Source organism: Marinobacter gudaonensis, from assembly GCF_900115175.1.
In the GTDB taxonomy this organism is placed as follows: Bacteria; Pseudomonadota; Gammaproteobacteria; order Pseudomonadales; family Oleiphilaceae; genus Marinobacter; species Marinobacter gudaonensis.
In genome coordinates this window covers 2,849,274-2,871,853 of the sequence record NZ_FOYV01000001.1, presented here as the reverse complement: position 1 = coordinate 2,871,853, position 22,580 = coordinate 2,849,274, and the positions used below count along the sequence as shown (strand labels likewise).

At 59.9% G+C, this 22,580-nt stretch carries 21 protein-coding genes and 1 tRNA gene; 18 read left to right on the top strand and 4 right to left on the bottom strand.

Annotated features, from left to right (window positions below; all coding sequences use genetic code 11):
* Positions 1–29: 29 nt before the first annotated feature.
* Together BM344_RS12930 and BM344_RS12925 are read left to right on the top strand one after the other, a co-directional pair.
* Entirely contained in the window at positions 30–398 is a 369-nt protein-coding gene (locus BM344_RS12930) for a pentapeptide repeat-containing protein (RefSeq protein ID WP_091990566.1), read from the top strand.
* Positions 395–766 (top strand): Rieske (2Fe-2S) protein, encoded by a 372-nt coding sequence (locus tag BM344_RS12925; protein WP_091990563.1) that lies wholly within the window; start codon positions 395–397, stop codon positions 764–766. The genes BM344_RS12930 and BM344_RS12925 overlap by 4 nt, the downstream gene beginning before the upstream one ends.
* Here the strand turns inward: BM344_RS12925 and sfsA are convergent.
* Positions 750–1,481 carry a DNA/RNA nuclease SfsA gene (gene sfsA / locus BM344_RS12920; RefSeq protein ID WP_091990559.1) on the bottom strand — a complete coding sequence of 244 codons (732 nt, stop codon included), beginning with the start codon at positions 1,479–1,481 and terminating at the stop codon, positions 750–752. The two genes, BM344_RS12925 and sfsA, sit on opposite strands and share 17 nt — an antisense overlap.
* A 181-nt stretch (positions 1,482–1,662) precedes the next feature.
* On the opposite strand from sfsA, the gene dksA reads away from it, so the two are divergent.
* The 10 genes from dksA to pgi all read left to right on the top strand — a co-directional run bounded on the left by dksA (position 1,663) and on the right by pgi (position 13,596).
* A complete protein-coding gene (dksA, locus tag BM344_RS12915) occupies positions 1,663–2,103 on the top strand; it encodes an RNA polymerase-binding protein DksA (protein WP_008940629.1) in 441 nt (146 codons plus the stop codon).
* Positions 2,104–2,169: 66 nt separating this feature from the next.
* The gene (gene gluQRS, locus BM344_RS12910; protein ID WP_091990556.1) at positions 2,170–3,042 is read left to right on the top strand and encodes a tRNA glutamyl-Q(34) synthetase GluQRS; all 873 of its coding nucleotides are present in this window, start codon (positions 2,170–2,172) and stop codon (positions 3,040–3,042) included.
* Positions 3,043–3,092: 50 nt separating this feature from the next.
* Positions 3,093–3,269 (top strand): hypothetical protein, encoded by a 177-nt coding sequence (locus tag BM344_RS17575; RefSeq protein ID WP_167363236.1) that lies wholly within the window; start codon positions 3,093–3,095, stop codon positions 3,267–3,269.
* Complete coding sequence (locus BM344_RS12905; protein ID WP_091990554.1) at positions 3,259–6,222, top strand: ATP-binding protein; 2,964 nt, start codon at positions 3,259–3,261, stop codon at positions 6,220–6,222. The genes BM344_RS17575 and BM344_RS12905 overlap by 11 nt, the downstream gene beginning before the upstream one ends.
* 7 nt (positions 6,223–6,229) lie before the next feature.
* A complete protein-coding gene (locus BM344_RS12900; RefSeq protein WP_091990551.1) occupies positions 6,230–7,633 on the top strand; it encodes a sigma-54-dependent transcriptional regulator in 1,404 nt (467 codons plus the stop codon).
* A gap of 752 nt (positions 7,634–8,385) precedes the next feature.
* Complete coding sequence (pcnB, locus tag BM344_RS12890) at positions 8,386–9,717, top strand: polynucleotide adenylyltransferase PcnB (protein WP_208603433.1); 1,332 nt, start codon at positions 8,386–8,388, stop codon at positions 9,715–9,717.
* Positions 9,714–10,211: a 2-amino-4-hydroxy-6-hydroxymethyldihydropteridine diphosphokinase gene (gene folK, locus BM344_RS12885; protein WP_091990546.1), complete on the top strand. Its 498-nt coding sequence runs from the start codon at positions 9,714–9,716 to the stop codon at positions 10,209–10,211. Before pcnB ends, folK (BM344_RS12885) begins: the two co-directional genes overlap by 4 nt.
* A 61-nt stretch (positions 10,212–10,272) precedes the next feature.
* Positions 10,273–11,067, top strand: coding sequence for a 3-methyl-2-oxobutanoate hydroxymethyltransferase (gene panB, locus BM344_RS12880; RefSeq protein ID WP_091990544.1), 795 nt, complete (start codon positions 10,273–10,275; stop codon positions 11,065–11,067).
* A complete protein-coding gene (gene panC, locus BM344_RS12875; protein ID WP_091990541.1) occupies positions 11,064–11,912 on the top strand; it encodes a pantoate--beta-alanine ligase in 849 nt (282 codons plus the stop codon). Before panB ends, panC begins: the two co-directional genes overlap by 4 nt.
* Before the next feature lie 22 nt (positions 11,913–11,934).
* Positions 11,935–13,596: a glucose-6-phosphate isomerase gene (pgi, locus tag BM344_RS12870; protein ID WP_091990537.1), complete on the top strand. Its 1,662-nt coding sequence runs from the start codon at positions 11,935–11,937 to the stop codon at positions 13,594–13,596.
* Here pgi and folK (BM344_RS12865) read toward each other — a convergent pair.
* Entirely contained in the window at positions 13,579–14,103 is a 525-nt protein-coding gene (gene folK / locus BM344_RS12865) for a 2-amino-4-hydroxy-6-hydroxymethyldihydropteridine diphosphokinase (RefSeq protein ID WP_091990534.1), read from the bottom strand. The two genes, pgi and folK (BM344_RS12865), sit on opposite strands and share 18 nt — an antisense overlap.
* Positions 14,103–14,459 (bottom strand): dihydroneopterin aldolase, encoded by a 357-nt coding sequence (gene folB / locus BM344_RS12860; protein WP_091990531.1) that lies wholly within the window; start codon positions 14,457–14,459, stop codon positions 14,103–14,105. The genes folK (BM344_RS12865) and folB overlap by 1 nt, the downstream gene beginning before the upstream one ends.
* A 140-nt stretch (positions 14,460–14,599) precedes the next feature.
* On the opposite strand from folB, the gene plsY reads away from it, so the two are divergent.
* Positions 14,600–15,190 (top strand): glycerol-3-phosphate 1-O-acyltransferase PlsY, encoded by a 591-nt coding sequence (gene plsY, locus BM344_RS12855; RefSeq protein ID WP_091991106.1) that lies wholly within the window; start codon positions 14,600–14,602, stop codon positions 15,188–15,190.
* Between the two features lie 11 nt (positions 15,191–15,201).
* Here the strand turns inward: plsY and tsaD are convergent, their stop codons facing one another.
* Positions 15,202–16,257, bottom strand: a complete 1,056-nt coding sequence (tsaD, locus tag BM344_RS12850; protein WP_091991104.1) for a tRNA (adenosine(37)-N6)-threonylcarbamoyltransferase complex transferase subunit TsaD — start codon at positions 16,255–16,257, stop codon at positions 15,202–15,204.
* Between the two features lie 236 nt (positions 16,258–16,493).
* On the opposite strand from tsaD, the gene rpsU reads away from it, so the two are divergent.
* From rpsU to BM344_RS12820, 5 genes are all read left to right on the top strand, one after another.
* A complete protein-coding gene (rpsU, locus tag BM344_RS12845; RefSeq protein WP_007153483.1) occupies positions 16,494–16,709 on the top strand; it encodes a 30S ribosomal protein S21 in 216 nt (71 codons plus the stop codon).
* Positions 16,710–16,858: 149 nt separating this feature from the next.
* Positions 16,859–18,607 carry a DNA primase gene (dnaG, locus tag BM344_RS12840; RefSeq protein ID WP_091990528.1) on the top strand — a complete coding sequence of 583 codons (1,749 nt, stop codon included), beginning with the start codon at positions 16,859–16,861 and terminating at the stop codon, positions 18,605–18,607.
* 109 nt (positions 18,608–18,716) lie between these two features.
* A complete protein-coding gene (gene rpoD / locus BM344_RS12835) occupies positions 18,717–20,564 on the top strand; it encodes an RNA polymerase sigma factor RpoD (RefSeq protein WP_091990524.1) in 1,848 nt (615 codons plus the stop codon).
* Between the two features lie 95 nt (positions 20,565–20,659).
* Positions 20,660–20,736 (top strand) — tRNA-Ile (locus tag BM344_RS12830).
* A 1,164-nt stretch (positions 20,737–21,900) separates the two neighbouring features.
* Positions 21,901–22,578: an XRE family transcriptional regulator gene (locus tag BM344_RS12820; RefSeq protein WP_091990518.1), complete on the top strand. Its 678-nt coding sequence runs from the start codon at positions 21,901–21,903 to the stop codon at positions 22,576–22,578.
* The last annotated feature ends 2 nt before the right edge of the window (positions 22,579–22,580 follow it).

Below are 22,580 nucleotides of genomic sequence, written 5' to 3'. Positions count from 1 at the left end.
GGTTTCCACCGGCTACTGCGAGGCACACGATGGACGACAAAAGCGAGCACGACGTACAACAGATCAGTCATCCGCTCTACGATCTGCTTAGGAGCGAGGACATCAAGGCGTTCAACAGCCAGAAAGCCAAGCTCTCGGAGTTGCCGAGCTTTGCTCATGGCGACTTCCGTGGCCTGGACCTGCGAGGTATGGATGCCCAGGGGCTGGACTTCCGTCATGCCTACTTCCGCGGCGCGGATCTGCGCGGCGTGGATTTCTCCAAATCGCGAATGGAAGGCTCCAGCATCGCCAGTGCCAAGATTTCCGGCTGCTACTTTCCGCACCGGCTGCACGCGGATGAAATTGTCATGTCCCTGAACCATGGCACCCGGATGCGCTACGCCATACTGCCCAAATGACGGCAAACATCAGCCAATGGCAACCCGTTTGCCGCGCCCCGGAGCTGGTACCAGGGCGCTTTGTGGAATTCCGGCTCCGGGAAAAGGCACGACAACCGGAAGGTATGCCGCTCACCGGTTTTCTATTCCTCGACGGGGGCGAGCCCCGGGCCTACCTCAACGTCTGTCCCCACCTGGGCATTGAACTGAACTGGATGCCGGGCCGATTCATGGACAGTGACAACCTTTTCATCCAATGCTCCACCCACGGCGCACTGTTCAAGCCCGGAGATGGCGAATGCATTGCCGGCCCCTGTCAGGGCGACGCCCTCACCCAGCTGGAGGTGCGCGAACACGAGGGGCAGCTGGAGGTCAGACTTCCAGAATGACCGGCACCGACTCAGTCAAAGACAGAAGACCGGTAGGATCGCCATCTGTGCAGGCCAGATTGGCCCGGTAAGCCAGCACCTCCACCCCGGCATCGCAGGCTTCCCTGAGTAACTGACCATAGCGGGCATCAATATGATCCGCGGGCCGAACGGTTTCTATCCCGGTGTGATTGACCACGAAGAACAACACCCCCCGCTCGCCCTGCTCTACCTGAGCCATCAGTTCGCGCAGGTGCTTCTGGCCCCGTTCGGTGACCGCATCGGGGAAGAACCCCTGGCCGTCGTCCGCCAGGGTCACGTTCTTGACTTCCACCCAGGCGTCTGGCTCTGACAGATGCCCTGACAACAACAGGTCAATCCGGCTTTTTTCCGCGCCGTATTGCACTTCGGCCCGGCACTGGCTGTAACCGGCCAGCTCGGCAACCCGCCCGGCCTCGACTGCTTCCCTGGCCTGGCCGTTGGGCCTGGCGGTATTGATGCAGGCCAGTTGCCCGGGCACGGCCTCTACCAGCTCCCAGGTGTATTGCAGCTTGCGTTTGGGATTGTCGCTGCGGCTCAGCCACACCCGGGCATTCTCAGGCTGGCAGCCCAGCATGGAGCCGGTGTTGGGGCAATGGGCGGTCACTTCCGAGCCATCCGGCAGTCGCACATCCGCCAGAAAGCGCTTGTAGCGACGAATAAGACGGCCTTCAACCAACGGTTCAGGAAACTTCATGGGCTCTCCGTTCAAAAGTCGGTGCCACAAGGCTGGCACCCCCGTAACTAATCTGCTATTTTCCGCAAATTCCCGTTTTCAGGACGACTGCTTCATCCAGGGTAAATCCGCTCAGCCACGGGGGCTCACGCGGCGGGAAGCAAAAGCGTTCTTGTGAAGTACAATCGAGAGGCCGGGTTCAATGGCAAACACTGCAGAACAACCACGCGAACGTTTTACCAACTTCACCCCCTATGAAATGAAGAAGGGTGAAGAATACATGAGTGCGGAGATGCTCCAGCACTTCAAAGACCTTCTCCTCCAGTGGAAGCAGGAGCTGATGGAAGAGGTCGACCGTACCATGCACCACATGCAGGAAGACGCCGCAAACTACGCCGATCCGAGCGATCGCGCAACCCAGGAGGAAGAGTTCAGCCTGGAACTGCGCACCCGTGATCGCGAGCGCAAGCTGATCAAGAAGATCGATCAGACCATCGATCGCATCGACAAGGACGACTACGGCTTCTGCGACCAGTGCGGTGTGGAAATCGGTATTCGGCGCCTGGAAGCGCGCCCGACGGCGACCCTTTGCATCGACTGCAAGACCCTGGCCGAGATCCGCGAACGCCAGACCGGTATCTGAGCCGGCCACGCGCTGAACAGCTGCCGGCCCCGCACCTCGATGGAGCGGGCCGGCTGACTGACCACCATGAACACTCCTCAGTATCGGGGGCGCTTCGCTCCATCGCCAACCGGCCCCCTACACTTCGGCTCCCTGGTAACCGCCCTTGCCAGCTATCTGGAAGCCCGCAGCCACAACGGCCAGTGGCTGATCCGTATTGAAGACCTGGATCCTCTGCGTGAGCCCCCAGAGGCAACCGGCCAGATCCTGGCGAGCCTGGAGGCCCACGGCCTCTTTCCCGACCAGCCCGTGCGTTTCCAGTCTAAACAGCACCACGCCTATCAGGCCGCCATTGCGCAGTTGCTGGAATCGCAGCGCGCCTACCGCTGCCCCTGTTCCCGCAAGGAGCTGCAAGCCAGCAACGGACGCCATCCCCACGGTTGCCGACGCGGTGGCGTTGCCGTCGGTGATCGCCCATACGCGGTACGCTTTGCCCTGGAAGACGAAGAGTGTCTCTGGCAGGACCTTTTGCTGGGGCCGCAACGCCAGACGGTGCAGGCAGAGCTCGACGATCCAGTGATCCTGCGCAAGGAAGGGTTCTTTGCCTATCAGCTGGCGGTGGTGGTGGACGACATCGATCAGGGCATAACCGATGTGGTTCGCGGCTCCGACCTGCTCGACATGACGGCACAACAGCAGCAGATCTACCGTGCCATGGGCCGGACGCCACCACGCTGGCTGCACATTCCGGTCATCCTCAACGAGCAGGGTCAGAAGCTCAGCAAACAGACCCACGCCCCTGCCCTGGATGACTCGAGTGCCGCCCGCAACCTGATTAAGGCCCTGGAGGCGCTGGGGCAGCAGCCACCGTCCACCCTGGCCGATGCATCCGTGGACTCCGTACTGGAGTGGGGTTGCGCCTACTGGCGGCGCAGCGCCATTCACCTGACATCCCGCTGAGGGACATGGTATAACTCCCGTCTAACACCTCAGCACGGATAGCTTGCCTGATGTATATCTACCGTCTGGTCTTCCTGTTGGTACTGGCCATCTATATTTTTTCGCCAAACATCCTCGATTGGTGGACCTCTCCGGAAAACGCCTGGTACAGCCCTTACCTGATCTGGGCGGGACTGATTGCCATTGGCTTCTGGCTGGAATGGCGGCGGGACCCCAATGAGTTTTAGTGCCTCCGGACTGCTGCTTGCCAGCCTGCTGTATCTCATGCTGTTGTTCGGGATTGCCTGGGTCACCGAACGCGGGCTGGTGCCCGGGCGCTGGGTGCGCCACCCGGTGGTCTATATCCTGAGCCTGGGCGTCTACGCCGGCATCTGGGCAGTCTACGGGGCCATCGGCATGGCCGCCGAGTCCGGCTATGGCTTTCTTGCCTATTATCTGGGCATCAGCGGTGCTTTCCTGCTGGCACCGGTACTGCTCAACCCGGTCATGCGAATTGGTCGGGCGTATCAGCTTACCTCGCTGGCGGATCTGTTCGCCTATCGCTATCGCAGCCAGTGGGCCGGCACCCTGGTAACCCTCTGCTCGGGAGGCGCTATTCTGGCGCTGCTGAGCATGCAGATACAGGCGGTTGTCACATCGGCAAGCATCCTGGCACCCGACACCTCGCCCAACGTGATTGGCGTAATGTTCAGCCTGATTGTGGTGTTATTCGCCATGCTGTTCGGTGCTCGCCGAAGCCAGAACTCGGGCAACCATCAGGGCCTGGTACTGGCCATCGCGTTTGATTCGGTGATCAAGCTGGTGGCACTGCTGGTGTTGGGCGGCGTAATACTTTTTGGCGTATTTGATGGCATGACCGGGCTTGAACAGTGGCTGGCCGCCCGTACCTCGCCTGCCACCACAATGAGCCTGAGCATCGATGATGGCAGCTGGCGGGCCCTCATGCTGATGTCTTTCGCAGCGGCACTGGTTTTGCCTCACATGTACCACATGACGTTCAGCGAGAGCCCGTCTCCCAAGGGGCTGGCCAAAGCCAGCTGGGGCCTGCCCCTATACCTTTTGTTGCTCGGCCTCCCGGTACCCCTGATTCTGTGGGGCGGCCAGCAATTGGAGGTGACCACCGGCCCGGCATTCTTCGCCATCGGTGTCGCCCAGGCGCTGGAGAACCCGGTGCTGACACTGTTCATGTACATTGCCGGGTTGTCCGCCGCCAGTGGCCTGATGATTGTCAGCACCCTGGCGCTGGCCGGCATGGCCCTGAACCACGTGGTCTTGCCCCTGAGGACTCCGAAGGACCAGGGCGACATCTACCGCTGGCTCCAGTGGGTCAAGCGGGCGCTCATCGCCGTGATCATCTTTCTGGCACTGCTGTTCCATGAGACCGTGGGCCGGAACCTGGACCTGTCGATCCTCGGCGCCATATCACTGTCGGGCACCTTGCAGCTCCTGCCCGGGGCTCTGGGCGTGATCTACTGGCCGGAGGGCAATCGTCGCGGGCTGATTGCGGGGCTGATCGTGGGGCTGGCCATCTGGGCGGTCACCCTGGTACTGCCGTTTTCCCACACCGCCAACCTGCTGGCATGGATGGACGCCCCGCTGATACCGGACTACAGCAACTGGCACATCTTCACCTTTGTAAGCCTGACCGCCAACATTTCGGTGTTTGCCCTGGTATCCATTCTCAGCACCAGCACCAGCGAGGAAAACAGTGCCGCGCAGGCCTGCTCGCTGGGCGCCCTTTCGCGACCCCAGCGCCGCGAACTCCTGGCCACCTCCTCCGCCGATTTCGTGCGCCAGCTGGCCAAGCCCCTAGGCTACGGAGTGGCCCGCCGGGAAGTGGAACGGGCGCTGGCCCAGTTGAAACTTCCCAATGTGGAATACCGCCCCTACCAGTTGCGGCGTCTCCGTGACCAGGTGGAGATCAACCTGTCAGGACTGTTGGGTCCTTCGGTGGCCCGCGACATGGTCAAGCGTCACCTGGGTTTCAAACCCATGGCCCAGGGCGGCACCGCCCAGGACATCCGCTATGTGGAACGGGCCCTGGGCGATTATCAGAACCGGCTGACCGGCCTCGCCGGTGAGCTCGACAATCTCCGCCGACATTACCGCCAGACCCTGCAGAACCTGCCCATTCCGGCCTGCTCGGTGGGCGAGGACGGTGAGATCCTGATGTGGAACACAACCATGGAAGCACTCACCGGCATTACCGCCGACGACGTGGTCGGCGCCCGATTGATGGCCCTGCCGGAGCATTGGCACACCCTCCTGGAAGATTTCAACAGCGGCGAGGAGCTGCACCGGTACAAGCACCGCCTGGATCTGCGCGGCAAGCCCCACTGGCTGAACCTGCATAAAGCCGCCCTGAGTGGGCCAGACCACCCCGAAGGCGGCAGCATCATCCTGGTGGAAGACCAGACCGAGACGAGGCTGCTTGAGGATGAGCTGATGCACAGTGAGCGGCTGGCGTCCGTAGGCCGACTGGCGGCGGGCGTTGCCCATGAAATCGGCAACCCGGTGACCGGCATTTCATCGCTGGCCCAGAACCTGAAGCTGGAAACCGACAATCCGGACATTCTCGATACGGCAGAGCAGATCCAGCAGCAGACCCGGCGCATTTCAACCATCCTGCAGTCGCTGATGAACTTCGCCCGCACCGGCAACCATGCCCAGGCAAACCGGTACGAGCCGGTACCCATCCGCCGCTGCGTCGACGAATCCATCAACCTGCTGTCGCTCAGCGACAAAGGGCTGGGCATTCACTATGTTAACGACTGTCCGGAGTCGCTGCAGATCCTGGGCGACGAACAGCGTCTGGTGCAGGTGTTCATCAACCTCTTGGCCAACGCTCGTGACGCCTCTCCGGACGGCGGCACCATCCGGGTCAGTGGAAAGGGCGACGGCTACTCCGCTATTATCGAGGTGGTTGATGAAGGCTCGGGCATTCCTCGCGAGCAGCTTGACCACATCTTTGAGCCGTTTTACACCACCAAAGCCCCGAACAAGGGAACCGGTCTTGGCTTGTCGCTGGTGTACAGCATTATTGAAGAGCACTATGGCAACATTCAGGTGGAAAGCCCCGCCAATCCGGAAACCGGCCAGGGCACCTGCGTAAGGCTGAGACTGCCAGCCTTCGAGCCGGAACAAGAAATCGCCACCATCAGCCAGAACCAAAGGTCTTGAGACTCCTATGCCTCGCATTCTGATTGTGGAAGACGAAGACATTATTCGCTCGGCGGTGCGCAAACTGCTGCAACATGCCGGTTACGACGTGGCCGATGCGTCCTCTGTAGAGGAAGCGGAACAGAACCATGACCCCGAACAGTTCGACCTGATCATTTCGGACCTCCGACTGCCCGGTGCCCCCGGCACGGAGCTGATCAACCGGGCCCCGAATACCCCGGTGCTGATCATGACCAGTTACGCCAGCCTGCGGTCGGCCGTGGATTCCATGAAAATGGGCGCTGTCGAGTACATCGCCAAGCCGTTCGATCACGATGAAATGCTGGCCGCCGTGGCCAACATCCTGGACCGCAAATCGGCGCCAGGCGAAGGCGGCGAAACCACCGGGCACACGCCCGAGAGCGCCGAGAGCGGTGATCCGGCAAGCATTATGTTCGGTCAGTGCGAGCCCATGCAGCGGGTATTCACTCTGATTCGCAAGGTCGCCCCCACCGAGACCACGGTACTGATCCAGGGTGAATCCGGTACTGGCAAAGAGCTGGCTGCCCGGGCGCTGCACCTGCTCAGCCCCAGGGCAGCCAAACCCCTGATCTCGGTGAACTGCGCGGCTATCCCGGAAAGCCTGATTGAATCCGAGCTGTTTGGCCACGAAAAAGGCGCATTTACCGGCGCCGTATCGGCACGCACCGGTCTGATCGAAGCCGCCGACGGTGGCAGTCTGTTCCTCGACGAAATCGGCGAACTACCCGCCGAAGCACAGGCTCGGCTGCTGCGGGTACTGCAGGAGAACGAAATTCGCAAAGTCGGCTCAACGCAGAGTCGCAAGGTGGACGTACGGATGATTGCCGCCACCCACCGTAACCTGAAGGCGATGACCCGAACCGGCGAATTCCGCGAAGACCTCTACTACCGTCTGAACGTCATGCAGATCCGGATTCCGCCGCTTCGGGAGCGCCAGAGTGACATACTCGGCCTGGCCCGGCGCTTCCTCAAGCGGCAAGGAGAGCGAATGGGCAAGCCCGGCCTTAACCTGAGCCCGGAAGCCATGCGAGCGCTGGAACGGCACCGCTGGCCCGGAAACGTCCGGGAACTGGAGAACGCTATTGAACGGTCCACCATTCTGTGCGACGGCGATGTGATCACCCCTTCCCTGCTGGACCTGGACAGTGAGGGCGGCGAAGAACACATCCCCGAAACCCTGGTAGAGGGTAACAACGAACAGGCCCGTACCCGGGAAGTTGACGCTTCCAACGACCTCTCCCTGGAGGATTACTTCCAGCATTTTGTGCTCGAGAACCAGGACCGCATGAGCGAGACAGAACTGGCCCAGAAGCTGGGCATCAGCCGCAAATCGCTGTGGGAGCGCCGGCAGCGTCTGGGTATTCCGCGCAAAAAGTCATCAGGCAACTAGAAAGCCATAATGTGAACCCGCACTCAGTTGTTACCCCATGTTCCTCACGGTAACACTCTTCACAGCGAGAACGTGATCTCAGTAACACTTAGGTAGAATACGGGGTAACACTTATGGGCTAAAAAATTGTAAGGCGCTGTTAATAATAGAAATTCCAAAACTGGCACACGGTCTGCAATCTATTTGGCGCACAACAACAAAAACAAGAGTGACAACGCAGCGCCCAAACAAAAACAAAAAGCTGCAGGAAAACGTTCGGTAACAAAAACAACAACAGAACGTGAGCGAACTGAGTGTTTTGGGTACTTTGCTTTTTAGTGGTCCCACGGCACGTGCGAGTTGTAGATGTAGAGAAGAATCACCTTCCAGGTGACACTGCAGCTACTACAGACCCGCCCGATGTCTCTGACCGCTCTGTGTATTCAAAGCTTTCCGTTTGCGCTGCTCATTGCCCCGAAATTGGGGACATGCAGTGGGGTACAAAAACGAAGAAAAATCCCGGCAAAAACAACAACAATGCAGATCGTCAACGCTTTCAGGGCGGATTCGTGAGAACGGATCCGCCTTTTGATTTTCTGGCCACTGGAAAATCGTCAAATCACTCGCCCGGGAACCCCGAATTGAAGGCAAGCGTGTGCAAATCCTGTTCAAACCGTTAAACTCTCGGTTTTTGCTCATCGCAACCACGGATTTCAATGCCTAAATCAATTTTCACGTTCGTCGAGCAATCGGTCGAGAAGCTCCGTTCCATCATGCCCGGCAACGGAAAGAAGAAAGCCCATACCTACGAGCGTCGGGAAATCCCACGTGACCAGCACACCGTCTCTCGCTCTGTCATCAGCGAGCCGGCCAAAAAGGTTCTGCACCGACTGAACAAGTCGGGTTTCGAAGCCTACCTGGTTGGCGGTGGCGTTCGCGATATCCTCCTGGGCGGCCAGCCCAAGGATTTCGATATTGCCACCAACGCCACGCCCGAGGAGGTCCACGATCTGTTTCGGAACTCACGCCTGATTGGCCGCAGATTCCGTATCGTGCACGTGGTGTTTGGCCGTGAAGTCATTGAGGTCACCACCTTTCGGGGCAACGCCAGCGAAGCCGACAACGACTCGGTGGATGACGACCGCAGGACCAGCGAGCACGGCCTGCTGTTGCGCGATAACGTTTACGGTACCCAGGAAGAGGATGCCCTGCGTCGGGATTTCACCGTAAACGCCCTTTACTACTGCATCCGAGACTTCACGGTTATCGACTTTGCCAACGGCATCGAGGATTTGCGCAACCGTCAGCTGCGCCTGATCGGCGATCCGGAAACCCGGTATCGCGAGGACCCGGTGCGAATGCTTCGTGCCATCCGGTTCGCCGCCAAGCTCGGCTTCGAGATTGAGCCGGAAACCGAGGCCCCCATTCGCGAGCTGGCGTCCCTGCTCAATCATATTCCGCCTGCGCGACTGTTCGATGAAGTTCTCAAACTGTTCTCTGCCGGCCATGGCGAGGCCACCTACGATCTCCTGAAGCATTATGACTTGCTGGCGCCGCTGTTTCCGGAAACGGCCCGAGCGCTGGAGGCCGGCGAACCCGACGAACTGATCCGCCAGGCGCTTCGCAACACCGACGCCAGGATTGCCCAGGGCAAATCGGTAACCCCCTACTTCCTGTTTGCCGCCATGCTCTGGCCGGCACTTCAGGCGGAGTGGCACCGTCGGCAGGATAATGGCGAGCCGGTACAACCCGCACTGCACGGTGCTATTGGCAAGGTGATCGGGCGGCAGGTGCAGGCCACCTCCATCCCCAAACGCTTCTCCGGTCCCATGAAAGAGATCTGGGAGCTGCAGATGCGCCTGCCCCGCCGTCAGGGCAAGAGGGCCTTTGCCACCATGAGCCAGCCCCGCTTCCGCGCCGCCTATGACTTCCTGCTGGTGCGTGAAGCCGCCGGTGAAATCGAGCCGGGCCTGGGCCAGTGGTGGACCGACTTCCAGCAACAGGATGAGCGTGGCCAGGAGCGGATGCTGTCACAACTGAGCAGCGATGCGCCCAAGAAACGCCGTCGCCGCCGCAAGCCGGTCAAGCGCCCCGCCCAGCAATGATGACCGACGTCTTTATCGGGCTGGGCAGCAATCTCAAGGAGCCTGCAGCACAACTGGCCCGGGCGGTCGCCGAACTGGCATCCCTGCCTGACTGTACCCTTGTGGCACAGTCGCCTTTCTATGCCAGTCGTCCGGTCGGCCCCCAGGACCAGCCGGACTTTATCAACGGGGCGGTCTGGCTCAAGACTGCGCTCAGCCCCCACCAGCTTCTGGATCAGTTACAAGCCATCGAACAGGCCCATGGTCGGGAGCGTCTGCAACACTGGGGGCCGCGCACCCTGGATCTGGACATCCTGCTCTTCGGCAACCTGACCCTCAACGACGAACGACTGACCGTGCCTCACCGGGAGCTGGCCAACCGGGACTTTGCCCTGCAGCCGCTGCTGGATCTGAAGCCAGACCTGCATATGCCCGATGGCAAAGCCATCGCCGAACTGCGGCGGCAATGCCCCGACAACCGCTTGCGCAAGCTTCCGCCAGCGGATTACCCTTAACACTTCAATGCCGGCAACCCCGGCCCGGTCTTGGCCCATCCACCCAAAAGGCAAGGATTCTATGGCTGTTACCATCAATACCCTGCGTGAATACAAGCAAAAGGGCGAAGCCTTTGCCGCCCTCACCTCCTACGATGCCACCTTCGCGCAGGTGGTCAGTGAAGCCGGGGTCCCCGTGATCCTCATCGGCGATTCCCTGGGCATGGTGCTGCAGGGCCACGACAGTACCCTGCCAGTCACCATGGACCAGATGGTCTATCACGTAAGCTGCGTGGCCAAGGGCAACCGGGGCTCGCTGATCATGGCGGACATGCCGTTCATGAGCTACGGCACCGTGGAATCTGCCCTGGAGAACGCGGCGGAACTGATGCGCGCTGGCGCCCACATGGTAAAACTCGAGGGCACGGACTGGATGAAAGAAACCATCACTGCGCTCACCGAACGTGCAGTGCCTGTGTGCGCACACCTGGGCCTGACGCCTCAGTTCGTGAACAAGTTCGGTGGCTACAAAGTGCAGGGCCGGGACGAGAAAGCCGCGGAAATGATGATTGAGCACGCCTGCGAGCTGGAGGCCGCCGGCGCCGACGTTATCCTGCTCGAGTGCGTGCCCGCTCCCTTGGCCGCCCGGATCGCTCAGGCGGTCAAGGCGCCGGTGATCGGAATCGGCGCAGGCTCGGACACCGACGGCCAGATTCTGGTGCTGCACGACATGCTCGGTATCAGCACCGGTCGCAAGCCCCGCTTCGTGAAGAACTTCCTGGCAGAAACAGACTCAGTTCAGGAAGCCATCGAGGCCTACGTAAAGGCCGTGGCAGAGCGCACATTCCCCGCTGAGGAGCACACCTTCAAGGCATGAGAACCGTACATTCCCTCAAAGAACTGCGAACCATACTCCGCGGCTATCGCCAGCAGGGCAAGACCATCGGCCTGGTGCCCACCATGGGCAACCTCCACGACGGACACATTTCCCTGGTACGCAAGGCCGCCGAGATGGCCGACGTGGTGGTCACCAGCATCTTCGTGAATCCCATGCAATTCGGGGCCGGCGAAGACCTCGACCGCTACCCCCGAACGCTCGCCGAGGACCAGGACCAGTTGGCCGCTGCCGGCAACACCCTGGTGTTCGCCCCAACCGTGGCCGAAATCTACCCGGAGGGCCTGGCCAAGCAGACCCAGGTGGTTGTCCCGGATGTCAGCGATGGCCACTGTGGCGCCAGCCGTCCAGGGCACTTCGAAGGCGTTGCGACAGTAGTCACCATGCTGTTCAACATGGTGCAACCCGACGTTGCAGTGTTTGGCGAGAAGGACTTCCAGCAACTGGCTGTGATTCGCAAGATGGTGCGTGATCTGATGGTACCCGTTGACGTGATTGGCTCGCCCACCGTGCGCGAAGACGACGGCCTGGCCAAAAGCTCCCGTAACGGCTTCCTCAGCCCGGAGGAAAGGAAAATAGCGCCTGCCGTCTTCCAGACGCTGCAGGCGGTCTGCAAGGAGATCGCCAATGGTCGTACAGACTTCCCGGCGCTGGAAAGCGAAGCTGAAGCTCGGCTCGCCGAAGCCGGCCTTCGTCCGGACTACTTCAACATCGTGAACAGCCAGACGCTCAAGCCGGCAACCCCCGAAGACAGTGACCTCACGCTTCTGGTGGCGGCCTTCCTCGGTACCACCCGACTGATCGACAACCTGTCCCTATCGCGATAGACCAGCAGAAAAGGAAACTCTGATGCCCGCACAGCCTCACGTCCTGACCTCGACACCCGAATGGCAGACACTGGGGGAGCTTCGGGAACGCCTCGAAACCGTTGTCATGAAAGACCTTTTCAGGGACGATCCCGGGCGGGCAAAGCGCTATTTCATCCAGGGGGCCGGTCTGTCCCTGGATTTTTCCAAGAACCGGATCACCGACGGGGTACTGGACGCCTTACTGGCCCTGGCGGACCGCTGCAGCCTTGCAGACCGTCGCGACGCCCTGCTGCGGGGCGACCATGTCAATGTAACCGAGGATCGCCCCGCCCTGCACACGGCCCTGCGCAATCCCGGCAACGATTCCATCCTGGTGAATGGCCAGGATGTGGTGGCGGAAGTCCAGCGTACGCTGGCACGAATGGAAACACTGGTGTCGGGGGTGCTGGACCAAAGCCGCACCGGCTATACCGGCAAACCATTCACCGATGTGGTCAGCATTGGTATCGGCGGCTCGTACCTCGGTCCCAAGCTGGTGGGTGAGGCGCTGCAACCATACGCCCAGGGCGGCCTACGATGCCATTACGTGGCCAACATCGACGGCACGGAAATCTGTGAGACGCTTCGCCAGGCTAACCCGGAAACCACCCTGTTCCTGATCCAGTCCAAGTCCTTCCGGACCCAGGAAACGCTGGAAAACAGCAAGGTCGCCAGGTCATGGTTCCTGAAACAGGCTCAGGATTCCGAAGCCATTTCACGCCACTTCATGGCAGTGACCGCGAATGTGCCGGCGGCCCAGGATTTCGGCATCGACCCGGACAATGTGTTTCCCATGTGGGATTGGGTCGGTGGCCGCTATTCGCTCTGGTCTGCCATCGGGCTGCCCATTGCCCTGACCGTTGGCATGGACAACTTCCGGGAACTGCTGGCCGGTGCCCACGCCATGGATCAGCACTTCCAGGATGCGCCGGCGCGCGAAAACCTGCCGGTGATCATGGCCATGCTGGGCATCTGGTACAACAATTTCTGGGGCGCGGAGACCCACGCCATCCTCCCGTATGATCACTACTTGCGCAGCCTGCCGGACCACCTCCAGCAACTGGACATGGAAAGCAATGGCAAGAGCGTGACCCAGAGCGGTGAAGCGCTGGGCTGGCAAAGCGGTCCGGTGATCTGGGGTGGTGTTGGCGCCAACGGCCAGCACGCCTACCATCAGCTGATTCATCAGGGCACCCGACTGATTCCGGCCGATTTCATCATCCCTCTGACGACGCACAACCCGGTGGCCAACCACCACGCGGACCTGTTCGCCAACTGCCTGAGTCAGTCCCGGGCCATGATGGCCGGCAAGTCGCTGGACGAGGCGACGGCGGAATTACGGGCGGAAGGAATGCCGGAAGCCGAGGTGGCGCGGCTGGCCCCGCACAAGGTCATCCCGGGCAACAAGCCCAGCAACACCCTGACCATGGCGAAGGTTACGCCCCATTCGGTGGGCGCCCTGATTGCGCTCTATGAGCACCGGACCTTCGTGCAGGGGGTTATCTGGGATGTCGATTCCTTCGACCAGTGGGGTGTGGAACTCGGCAAGCAGCTTGGCAAGGGAATCCTGCCGCGACTTCTGGGCGAGGACACTGGCCAACAGGCCAGCGACAGCTCCACGGATCAGTTGATAGCGCTGTTCCGCTCAGCCGGCGGCGCTTGATATTCGACGACCGCGCCAGTGGAAGTCCACCGGCCAGAGCTTCTGGCCCGTGCGGTACTCACGCCAGAGCTCACCGTAGGTCTTGCCGCACACCGGGTGTGCGTCGTTCGGTGCAATGTCGGCAAGCGGCCGCAAGACAAAAGCATTCTTGAGGATCTCGCCCCGCGGCAGCTCCACGCCATCGATCGGCCCGGCCGCGTCGCCGTAGGTCAGAATATCCAGATCCAGGGTTCGGGCGCTGAATTTAGGCACATCACGACGCCGGCCGTTCTCCGCCTCCAACTGCTTGAAGCGCCGCGACAGCTCTGCGACGGACAGCTCGGTATCCACGCCCACTACCAGGTTGAGGAAGGGCGAGCCGTTGAAACCCACCGCCTCGCTGTCGTACACCGGCGATATCACGAGCTCGTCGAACCAGCTGTCCAGCGCCTCAAGGGCAGCCGTTACATAATGTTCGCGGTCCACATTGCTGCCAATGCTCAGGTAAACACGAACTGGGTTCGACACTACCGCACTCCCCGCTCAATACGCACACCCACCGCCGCAGCATCGGGAACGGCGCCTGGCTTGCGAATGGCAAGCCGTAACCAGCCCACACCAAACTCGGCCTGCAAAACCGCGGCAAGCTCTTCGGCAGCACGCTCAAGCAATTGCGGCTGGAGCCGCTTCAGGCAGGCATCCACGCATTCACTGACGGCGCCATAATCCAGGGCGTCGGCGACGTCATCCGAGCAGCCCGGGACCCGGTTATCCCAGGCCATCTCCAGGTCAATAACGAGACTCTGGGCGACTTCCCGTTCCCAGTCGTAGACGCCAACCACGGTCTCCACCACCAGGCCTTCAATAAAAACGGTATCTGCCACGGGGACTCCCGGGTTCTTCCACTGATTGGTGATTGAATAACGCACAACCTGCGGATACTGTGACTTTGCTGGCCGGCGATTTCAGGGCCGGCATTTTCGCACATTTTAACCAGGGACGTCTTTGCTTCCGAGCCTGCCACATGATTCCGAGTGACCCGGTATTGACCGTACTGCTCTGCGCTGCCGCCTACCTGGCCGGCTCGGTGCTGTTCGCCCTGCCTGTGTGTCGAGCCTGGCACCTGCCAGACCCGCGTGCCCAGGGCTCAGGAAATCCAGGCGCCACCAACGTATACCGCACGGGAGGCTGGGCGCCTGCATTGCTTACCCTGGCGCTGGATGCTGCCAAAGGCTGGCTACCGGTCTGGCTGGCCCACGAACTGGGGCTGTCGGTGATGGTGCAGGCGGTGGTTGCCCTGTGCGCGGTGACCGGCCATATGATCCCGGTGTTCTTCCGTTTCAAGGGGGGAAAAGGCGTGGCGACGGCATTGGGGGCCGGTCTCGCCCTGGCACCCTTCACCACCCTGTTAATGGCGGCCATCTGGGCGCTGGTGATCTGGCGTTGGCGAATCTCTGCGCTGGCGTCAATCATTGCAGTGGTCAGCGGCCCCCTCATCAGCGCCCTGATGGAGCCGGAAACACTGCCGCTATTCGGCCTGCTTGCGCTCCTGATTGTGGTTCGCCACCGGAACAACCTGATTCGGCTGGCCCAGGGCCGCGAAGCCGGACTGTGAGCAACGCAAAGTCAATCGACCAGGCCGGATGACCGGGGCTGGCTCAACGGTGGCAAGGTGTTCATTGGCCAGCGAGGTACAGCCACGATGCGCTCTCCGTCCTTCTGGCCCGCCAGCATCCGCTGGGCGCCCGCATAGGCAATCATGGCACCATTATCTGTGCAGAATTCTGGGCGGGCGTAGAATACGCGTGCCCTCAGCTTACCAGTCATGGCTTCCAGCGACGCCCGCAGGCGTTTATTGGCACTTACACCACCGGCAATCACCAGACGCTTGCAGCCGGTTTGCTCCAGTGCGCGGCGACATTTGATCACCAGGGTGTCCACCACCGCCGCCTCGAACGCCAGCGCGATGTCGGCCCGAGTCTGCTCGTCGAGCTCGCCCGAGTCCCGTGCGGCATTAACGGTGTTCAGAGTGAACGTCTTGAGGCCGCTAAAGCTGAAATCCAGACCCGGCCTGTCGGTCATGGGCCTCGGGAAGCGGTAGCGGCCCTCTGTGCCCTTTTCCGCCAGGGCCGCAACACGGGGGCCGCCCGGGTAATCCAGGCCGAGCATCTTGGCGGTTTTGTCAAACGCCTCGCCGGCGGCATCATCCACCGACTCACCCAGCATTTCATACTCGCCGATGCCGTCCACCCGCACCAGTTGAGTGTGGCCGCCCGACACCAGCAAAGCTACGAAAGGAAACGCTGGCGGGTTGTCCTCAAGCATGGGCGCCAGCAAATGTCCTTCCATGTGATGCACCCCGAGGACGGGCACGCCCAGGGCAAAGCCGAGAGCGTGGGCCACAGAACCGCCCACCATCAGCGCGCCAACCAGGCCCGGGCCCGCGGTGTAGGCAATCCCCTCAATGTCGGAGCGGCGCCGGCCGGCATCGGCGAGCACCTGATCGCACAGGGGCAGCAGTTTGCGTACGTGGTCCCGGGAGGCCAACTCGGGGACCACGCCACCGTAGTCGGAGTGCATGTCAATCTGGCTGAACAGCGCATGGCCCAGCAGCCCCTGTTCGGTGTCAAACAGCGCCACGCCGGTTTCGTCACAGGAGGTTTCAATACCAAGAATCAGCATAGTCCGGGCCACATCGGTCGTCAGAAATGAAAACGGCGCGTAGTTTAGCAGAAACCCGAAACCGGCAGGCAGAATCATCGAACAAACATTGACCTCGCCATCTGCCAGGCGCTATTATTGCCGCCCTAAATATGCACTGGTCGAGTTTTAGCCAATCTGACCAGGGATCGAGAACCGTCCTGGCGCGGCCAGGCGGACAACATTGAAACCGAATCTATCAGGTAGGTGATTTCCGAATGCCAGCTGTTAAAGTGAAAGAGAATGAACCGTTTGACGTAGCACTGCGTCGCTTCAAGCGTTCCTGCGAAAAAGCGGGCGTACTTTCTGAAGTACGTCGTCGTGAGCACTACGAAAAGCCCACCGCTGTTCGCAAGCGCAAAGCAGCCGCTGCCGTCAAGCGTCATCTCAAGAAGCTTCAGCGGGAACAGCGCAAGTTCGAGCGTCTGTACTGAGTTCCAGCAGACGCCGCTTGACTGCAAAGCACTGATTGCCTGTTCAGCCGCAGGCTGCACAGAGCGACTCAAAAATGCCGCCGAGGCCTGGCTTCGGCGGCATTTTTGGCTATTGGCCAACCCCGATGACGGCCTGATGTGGAGCCACCATGAGCGGACTGATTCCCCAACCGTTTGTTGAAAACCTGCTGGATCGAATCGACCTGGCAGAGCTGATCGGTTCGCGGATCACCCTCAAAAAGGCCGGCGCCAACTACAAGGCCTGTTGCCCGTTCCACGACGAGAAAACACCCTCGTTCAATGTCCGGCCCGACAAGGGTTTCTATCACTGCTTCGGTTGCGGCGCCCATGGCGATGCCATCAGCTTCGTGCGCGAGTTCGACGGCCTGGGCTTCACCGAAGCCGTGGAGGAGCTGGCCAAGCGAGTCGGCCTGGAAGTGCCCTACGACCGGGCGGCAAAACAGGAAATCCAGCAGGCGCGGACACTGACCGACGCCCTGGATTTCGCAAGCCGCTTCTATCAGTCAGCCCTCAACGGTCAGCAGGGCCGTTTTGCGCAGGACTACCTGAAGGGGCGGGGCCTGGACAGCGCCATCATCGAACGATACCAGGTGGGATTTGCGCCCGGTACCGGCACCGCGCTGTTCGATGCTGCCAGCAAGGACCTCAAAGGCCCGCTGATAGAAACCGGCACCGTATCAGACCGCTACGGACGGCCCCGGGACCTGTTCCGCAATCGGGTCATGTTCCCGATCAGGAACAGCCGGGGACGGACGGTCGCGTTCGGCGGCCGGACCCTTGGGGACGACAAGGCGAAATACATCAACTCTCCGGAGTCGGATGTGTTTCACAAGAGCCGGGAGATCTATGGCCTGTTCGAGGCCAAACAGGCTATCCGGCAGCTCGACAAGCTGCTGGTGGTGGAAGGCTACATGGATGTGATCGCCCTGGCCCAACACGGCATTCACTATGCGGTGGCAACCCTGGGCACGGCCACCAACCAGGACAGCCTGCAGGCGCTGCTCAAGCAGGTACGACATATTGTGTTCTGCTTCGACGGCGACCAGGCCGGTTTCCGGGCGGCTGACAAGGCGATGGAAAACGCACTGGAGTTGATGGCCGATGGGCTGCACCTGCAGTTCCTGATGCTGCCCGAGGGCGAGGACCCGGACACACTGGTGCGCAAGGAGGGCCCGGAGGCATTCCAGCAGCGTATAGACAGCGCCACGCCGCTGTCCCGGTTCCTGTTCGACCGCCAGAGCGAGGGCCTCGACCTCCAGCTGCCGGAGAATCGTGGCGAACTGAGGGCCAGGGTGGAGCCGCTGCTCAACAAGATGCCCCGAAGCACGCTTCGGGACGCCATGTGGCACGAGATGCTCCGCCTGTGCGGAGGCCGCAACCAGTGGCAACAGAGGGAACAGCAGCCTGGGCGTTGGCGGGATCAGCGCCGGGACCGGGTTAGTGAAGAACGCATTGATGTAAAGCTCAGCAAGGACAGCATTCTCTGCCTTGCCCTGCTGGAGGCCCCGGAGCTGGCGACAGAAGTTATTGAACTGGCCCGCAGCTCGCGGCAGTTTGAGCAGTCCAGGGCCTTTGCCGATTGGGTGCTCGCCAACAGCATTACGGACCGCAAGGTTCTGACCCGGGCACTGGCGCTTGACGCCGCCGCTCGCCAGCGGTTTTTCCACCTGTTCGACGGGATTGAACACATTCCGGCGCGGGACAAGACCCTGGCAAACGCCCGGGAAATCCTGGCCCCGGAAAACGAAACCAAGCTGATCCAGCGAAAGCTGGCCATGGTTCGCAGCGGCGAGATTGATTTGAAGAGCCTGTCCGATGACGAGCGACAGGCGCTGAAACGGCAACTTACCCTTAACCGGGCAGAGGATGCCACTTGAAACTTGGCGGGCTGATCACCATCTAACCATTCGGTGGCAGCGCGTCCACGCGACAGCTATAATGGCTGTTTAACTTTTTTCCTCATAAAAGCGAGTTCACAGGGTGTCTATGTCAGGCAATTCGCAAAAATCACGTTTGAAAGACCTCATTGCCCGAGGCAAGGAACAAGGTTACCTGACTTACGCCGAGGTAAACGATCACCTGCCGGAAGACATTGCCGACCCGGATCAGGTCGAAGACATCATCCGAATGATCAATGACATGGGTATCCAGGTGTGCGAAGAAACGCCGGACGCCGATACCCTGCTGATGACCGAGGGCGACTCTACCGCCGACGAAGCTGCTGCCGCCGAAGCCGCTGCTGCCCTGGCCGCGGTGGAAACCGACGCTGGCCGCACAACCGACCCGGTGCGCATGTACATGCGCGAGATGGGTACCGTTGAACTGCTCACCCGCGAAGGCGAGATCGTCATTGCCAAGCGCATCGAGGAAGGCATCCGCGATGTCATGGCTGCCGTTGCCCACTTCCCCGGTACTGCCGGCACGGTCATCCAGGCTTACGAGCGCATTATTGAGAACGAAGGCCGGATCAGCGACATCGTCACCGGCTTCCTCGACCCGGACGACGCCGAACCCTTCATGGGTGAAGACACCAGCGACAGCTCCGATGACACCGACTCGTCCTCTGACGATGACGACGACTCCTCCTCCAGCGAGGAAGAGACCGACAACGGTCCGGATCCGGAAGAGACCCGCCTGCGTTTCGAGCTGCTGCGGGAAAAACTGGATGCCGCCGACAAGGCTCTGGCAAAGCACGGCCGCGCCGACAAGAAGACCCAGGACGCGCTGAACGAACTGGGGCAGGTATTCGCTCCGTTCAAGCTCGCCAACAAAGCCTTCGACGAACTGGTCAACGTGGTGCGTTCCACCAACGACCTGGTCCGGGAGAACGAGCGCGCAATCATGCAGATCTGCGTTCGTGACTGCAAAATGCCGCGCAAGGACTTCATCAAGTCGTTCCCGGGCAACGAAGTTAACCTGGACTGGGCCGACAAGATTGCCAAGGGCAAGAAACCCTACGCCGCCCCCATGGCCGAGCGCGTTGACGAGATTGTGCGCCTGCAGAAGCGCATCCTGAACGTGCAGACCGAAGTTGATCTCGACGTCGCCGACATCAAGGAGATCAACCGCCGGGTCTCCATCGGCGAAGCCAAGGCTCGTCGCGCCAAGAAGGAAATGGTCGAAGCCAACCTGCGTCTGGTCATTTCCATCGCCAAAAAGTACACCAACCGCGGCCTGCAGTTCCTGGACCTGATCCAGGAAGGCAACATCGGCCTGATGAAAGCGGTGGACAAGTTCGAGTACCGTCGCGGGTACAAGTTCTCCACCTACGCCACCTGGTGGATCCGGCAGGCCATCACCCGCTCCATCGCGGACCAGGCGCGCACCATCCGTATTCCGGTGCACATGATCGAGACCATCAACAAGCTCAACCGGATTTCCCGGCAGATGCTGCAGGAGATGGGCCGCGAGCCGACACCGGAAGAGCTCGGTGAGCGCATGGAAATGCCGGAGGACAAGATCCGCAAGGTGCTGAAGATCGCGAAAGAACCGATCTCCATGGAAACCCCGATCGGCGACGACGAAGACAGCCATCTGGGCGACTTCATCGAGGACATCCAGGCCCTTTCCCCGGTGGATTCCGCCACCGCCGAAGGCCTGCGCGAAGCCACCCGCTCGGTTCTGGCCGGCCTGACCGCCCGGGAATCCAAGGTGCTGCGGATGCGTTTTGGCATCGAGATGAACACCGACCACACCCTGGAAGAAGTCGGCAAGCAGTTCGACGTCACCCGGGAACGGATCCGTCAGATCGAAGCCAAGGCCCTGCGCAAACTGCGCCACCCGTCACGCTCCGACCACCTGCGCGGCTTCATTGACGACCAGGGCAACGGATAATACCCACAACAGTAGCGGGCGCCACACCTCACCGGTATAATGGCGCCCGCTTTGTTTCCTACCGGAAACACCTCTCAAGACAGCGTTCGCTGAACGGGCCTATAGCTCAGTTGGTTAGAGCAGGGGACTCATAATCCCTTGGTCGCTGGTTCGAGTCCAGCTGGGCCCACCATATTTTAATAACTCACGATATCCTCAACCTTACCGTTACCGGTTAAATGAAGGTAAACACCTCTACCCCTAAATCCACATTTCCGGCCGCCACCCATTAGAGATTCGGTGCACCAGCAGCGCATGATTCCAACCGGCCAAGGGAGAGATCTTCGCTTCATCCTTGTTGGGAACCCCGATTTGCCAGCTCTTTTCACCATCCCAAAGGCTCCACCTCTCAATTCTTTTGGTTAGTGGTGAAGGAACTCCAGTCCTGAATAATGGAAATACAGAGAGACCTTCCGGAACATTACAGTGAAATGCAACGGAAACTGATTTCCGACGAATGGCGATAGAAACAGGGAAAAAGCAATTGAATCGAACCGCAGTATCAAGGATTTCCACCGGAGACCTGGGCCGCTCGTCGACGAGCACATTAAAGACTCTCAGTAACTCACCGTACTTCGAATGCTTATGAGTAAACAGTCCGTAGCCGATGCCGTTAGGCGTTTCTATTTCTATTAGGTCTCCTCTCCTTGCTATTGCCATCCCATCCTTCCCTTACTTTGAAACACCAATAATCAAAATATGCTCCCCCTTATCAATAGCTTCATTAAGACACTCAGGAGCAAGATGATCATACCGCATGGTCAGCTTGAGATCTGAGTGATCCGGCACTTCCGGAAGAGTCCGAATGTGCTCCACCATTCACAAGGAAGTGACAATCCATTGGTGGCCCTTGCCGAAGTCGAGAGTGCCTGCTGTCACACCTCTCGAACTCCTGCTTGCAAAGCAGCGTCGCGCTCAGGCAATGAAGTGGTTGTCAAGACTCCTCACCTTCTACCAGGCCTCTTGGTTCGGGGAGGCAAATAGGACGCGGCGATGTTGACCATGCCCCCCGACCGATCTTGAGTGAAGGCAGATGTCCTTTTTCGATCTGGCCCCTGACCTGCCCTTCCGTCAGGCCCGTAAGCTGGGCGTAGCGGTCCTGGGTCATGACAGGCGTTGCGATCAGAATGATTTGCTTTTGCTCGTCCACTGTTTTGCACTCTGCTACACTTATTTTCACATTTAGCTGCTCACATCCGAGCAGTTAACTATCATTAAACAGAATACAGGCCTTAAAACGCTCGCAGTCAACAGTATACTGCTAACTTTTTAAGCCTTTAACTGGTGACGACTTAGAATGCGTGAAGAGAAAAAGTCAGAAGAGCAGCAAACTGTTGATGACACAGGCTTCACTGAACGCTTGAGAGAATTAGTGGGCAACGGATCGGCGAGATCCTTCGCACACAAGGCGGGCATGGGGGACAGCACCTTTAGAAATATTCTGAATGGCGCCCTCCCTCGATTGGACAGTTTACTGCGCATCGCAAACGCTGCCGGTGCTTCAGTCGAGTGGCTCGCAACCGGAAAGGAACCAACAAAGTCCGATTCACAGTTTGAAGAGGAGTTTGCACTCATTCCTGGTTACAACGTACAGGTGGCCGCAGGGCATGGCTCCTTTGCTGGAGACGAGTCGCCAACTAGAGAGCTAGCATTCCGGAGGAAATGGCTGAGGTTTCGGGGATTCAATGAGGGGAATCTTGCACTGGTATTCGCCAAAGGCGACTCGATGGAGCCTACTATCTCCGATAATGAAACCGTGATGGTAGATACAAGTGAAAAGAAACTACGAGATGGTCATATTTACGTGATCCGGAATGGCGACCATTTACTCGTAAAGAGGGTTCAGACGCTCTGGAATGACGGAGTGCAACTACTAAGTGATAATAAAGAATATCCACCTCAGGAAATTTCCAGTGCTGATCTGGAAAATCTAGAAGTCATCGGGAAGGTTGTTTGGGTAGGGAAGGATCTTTAATA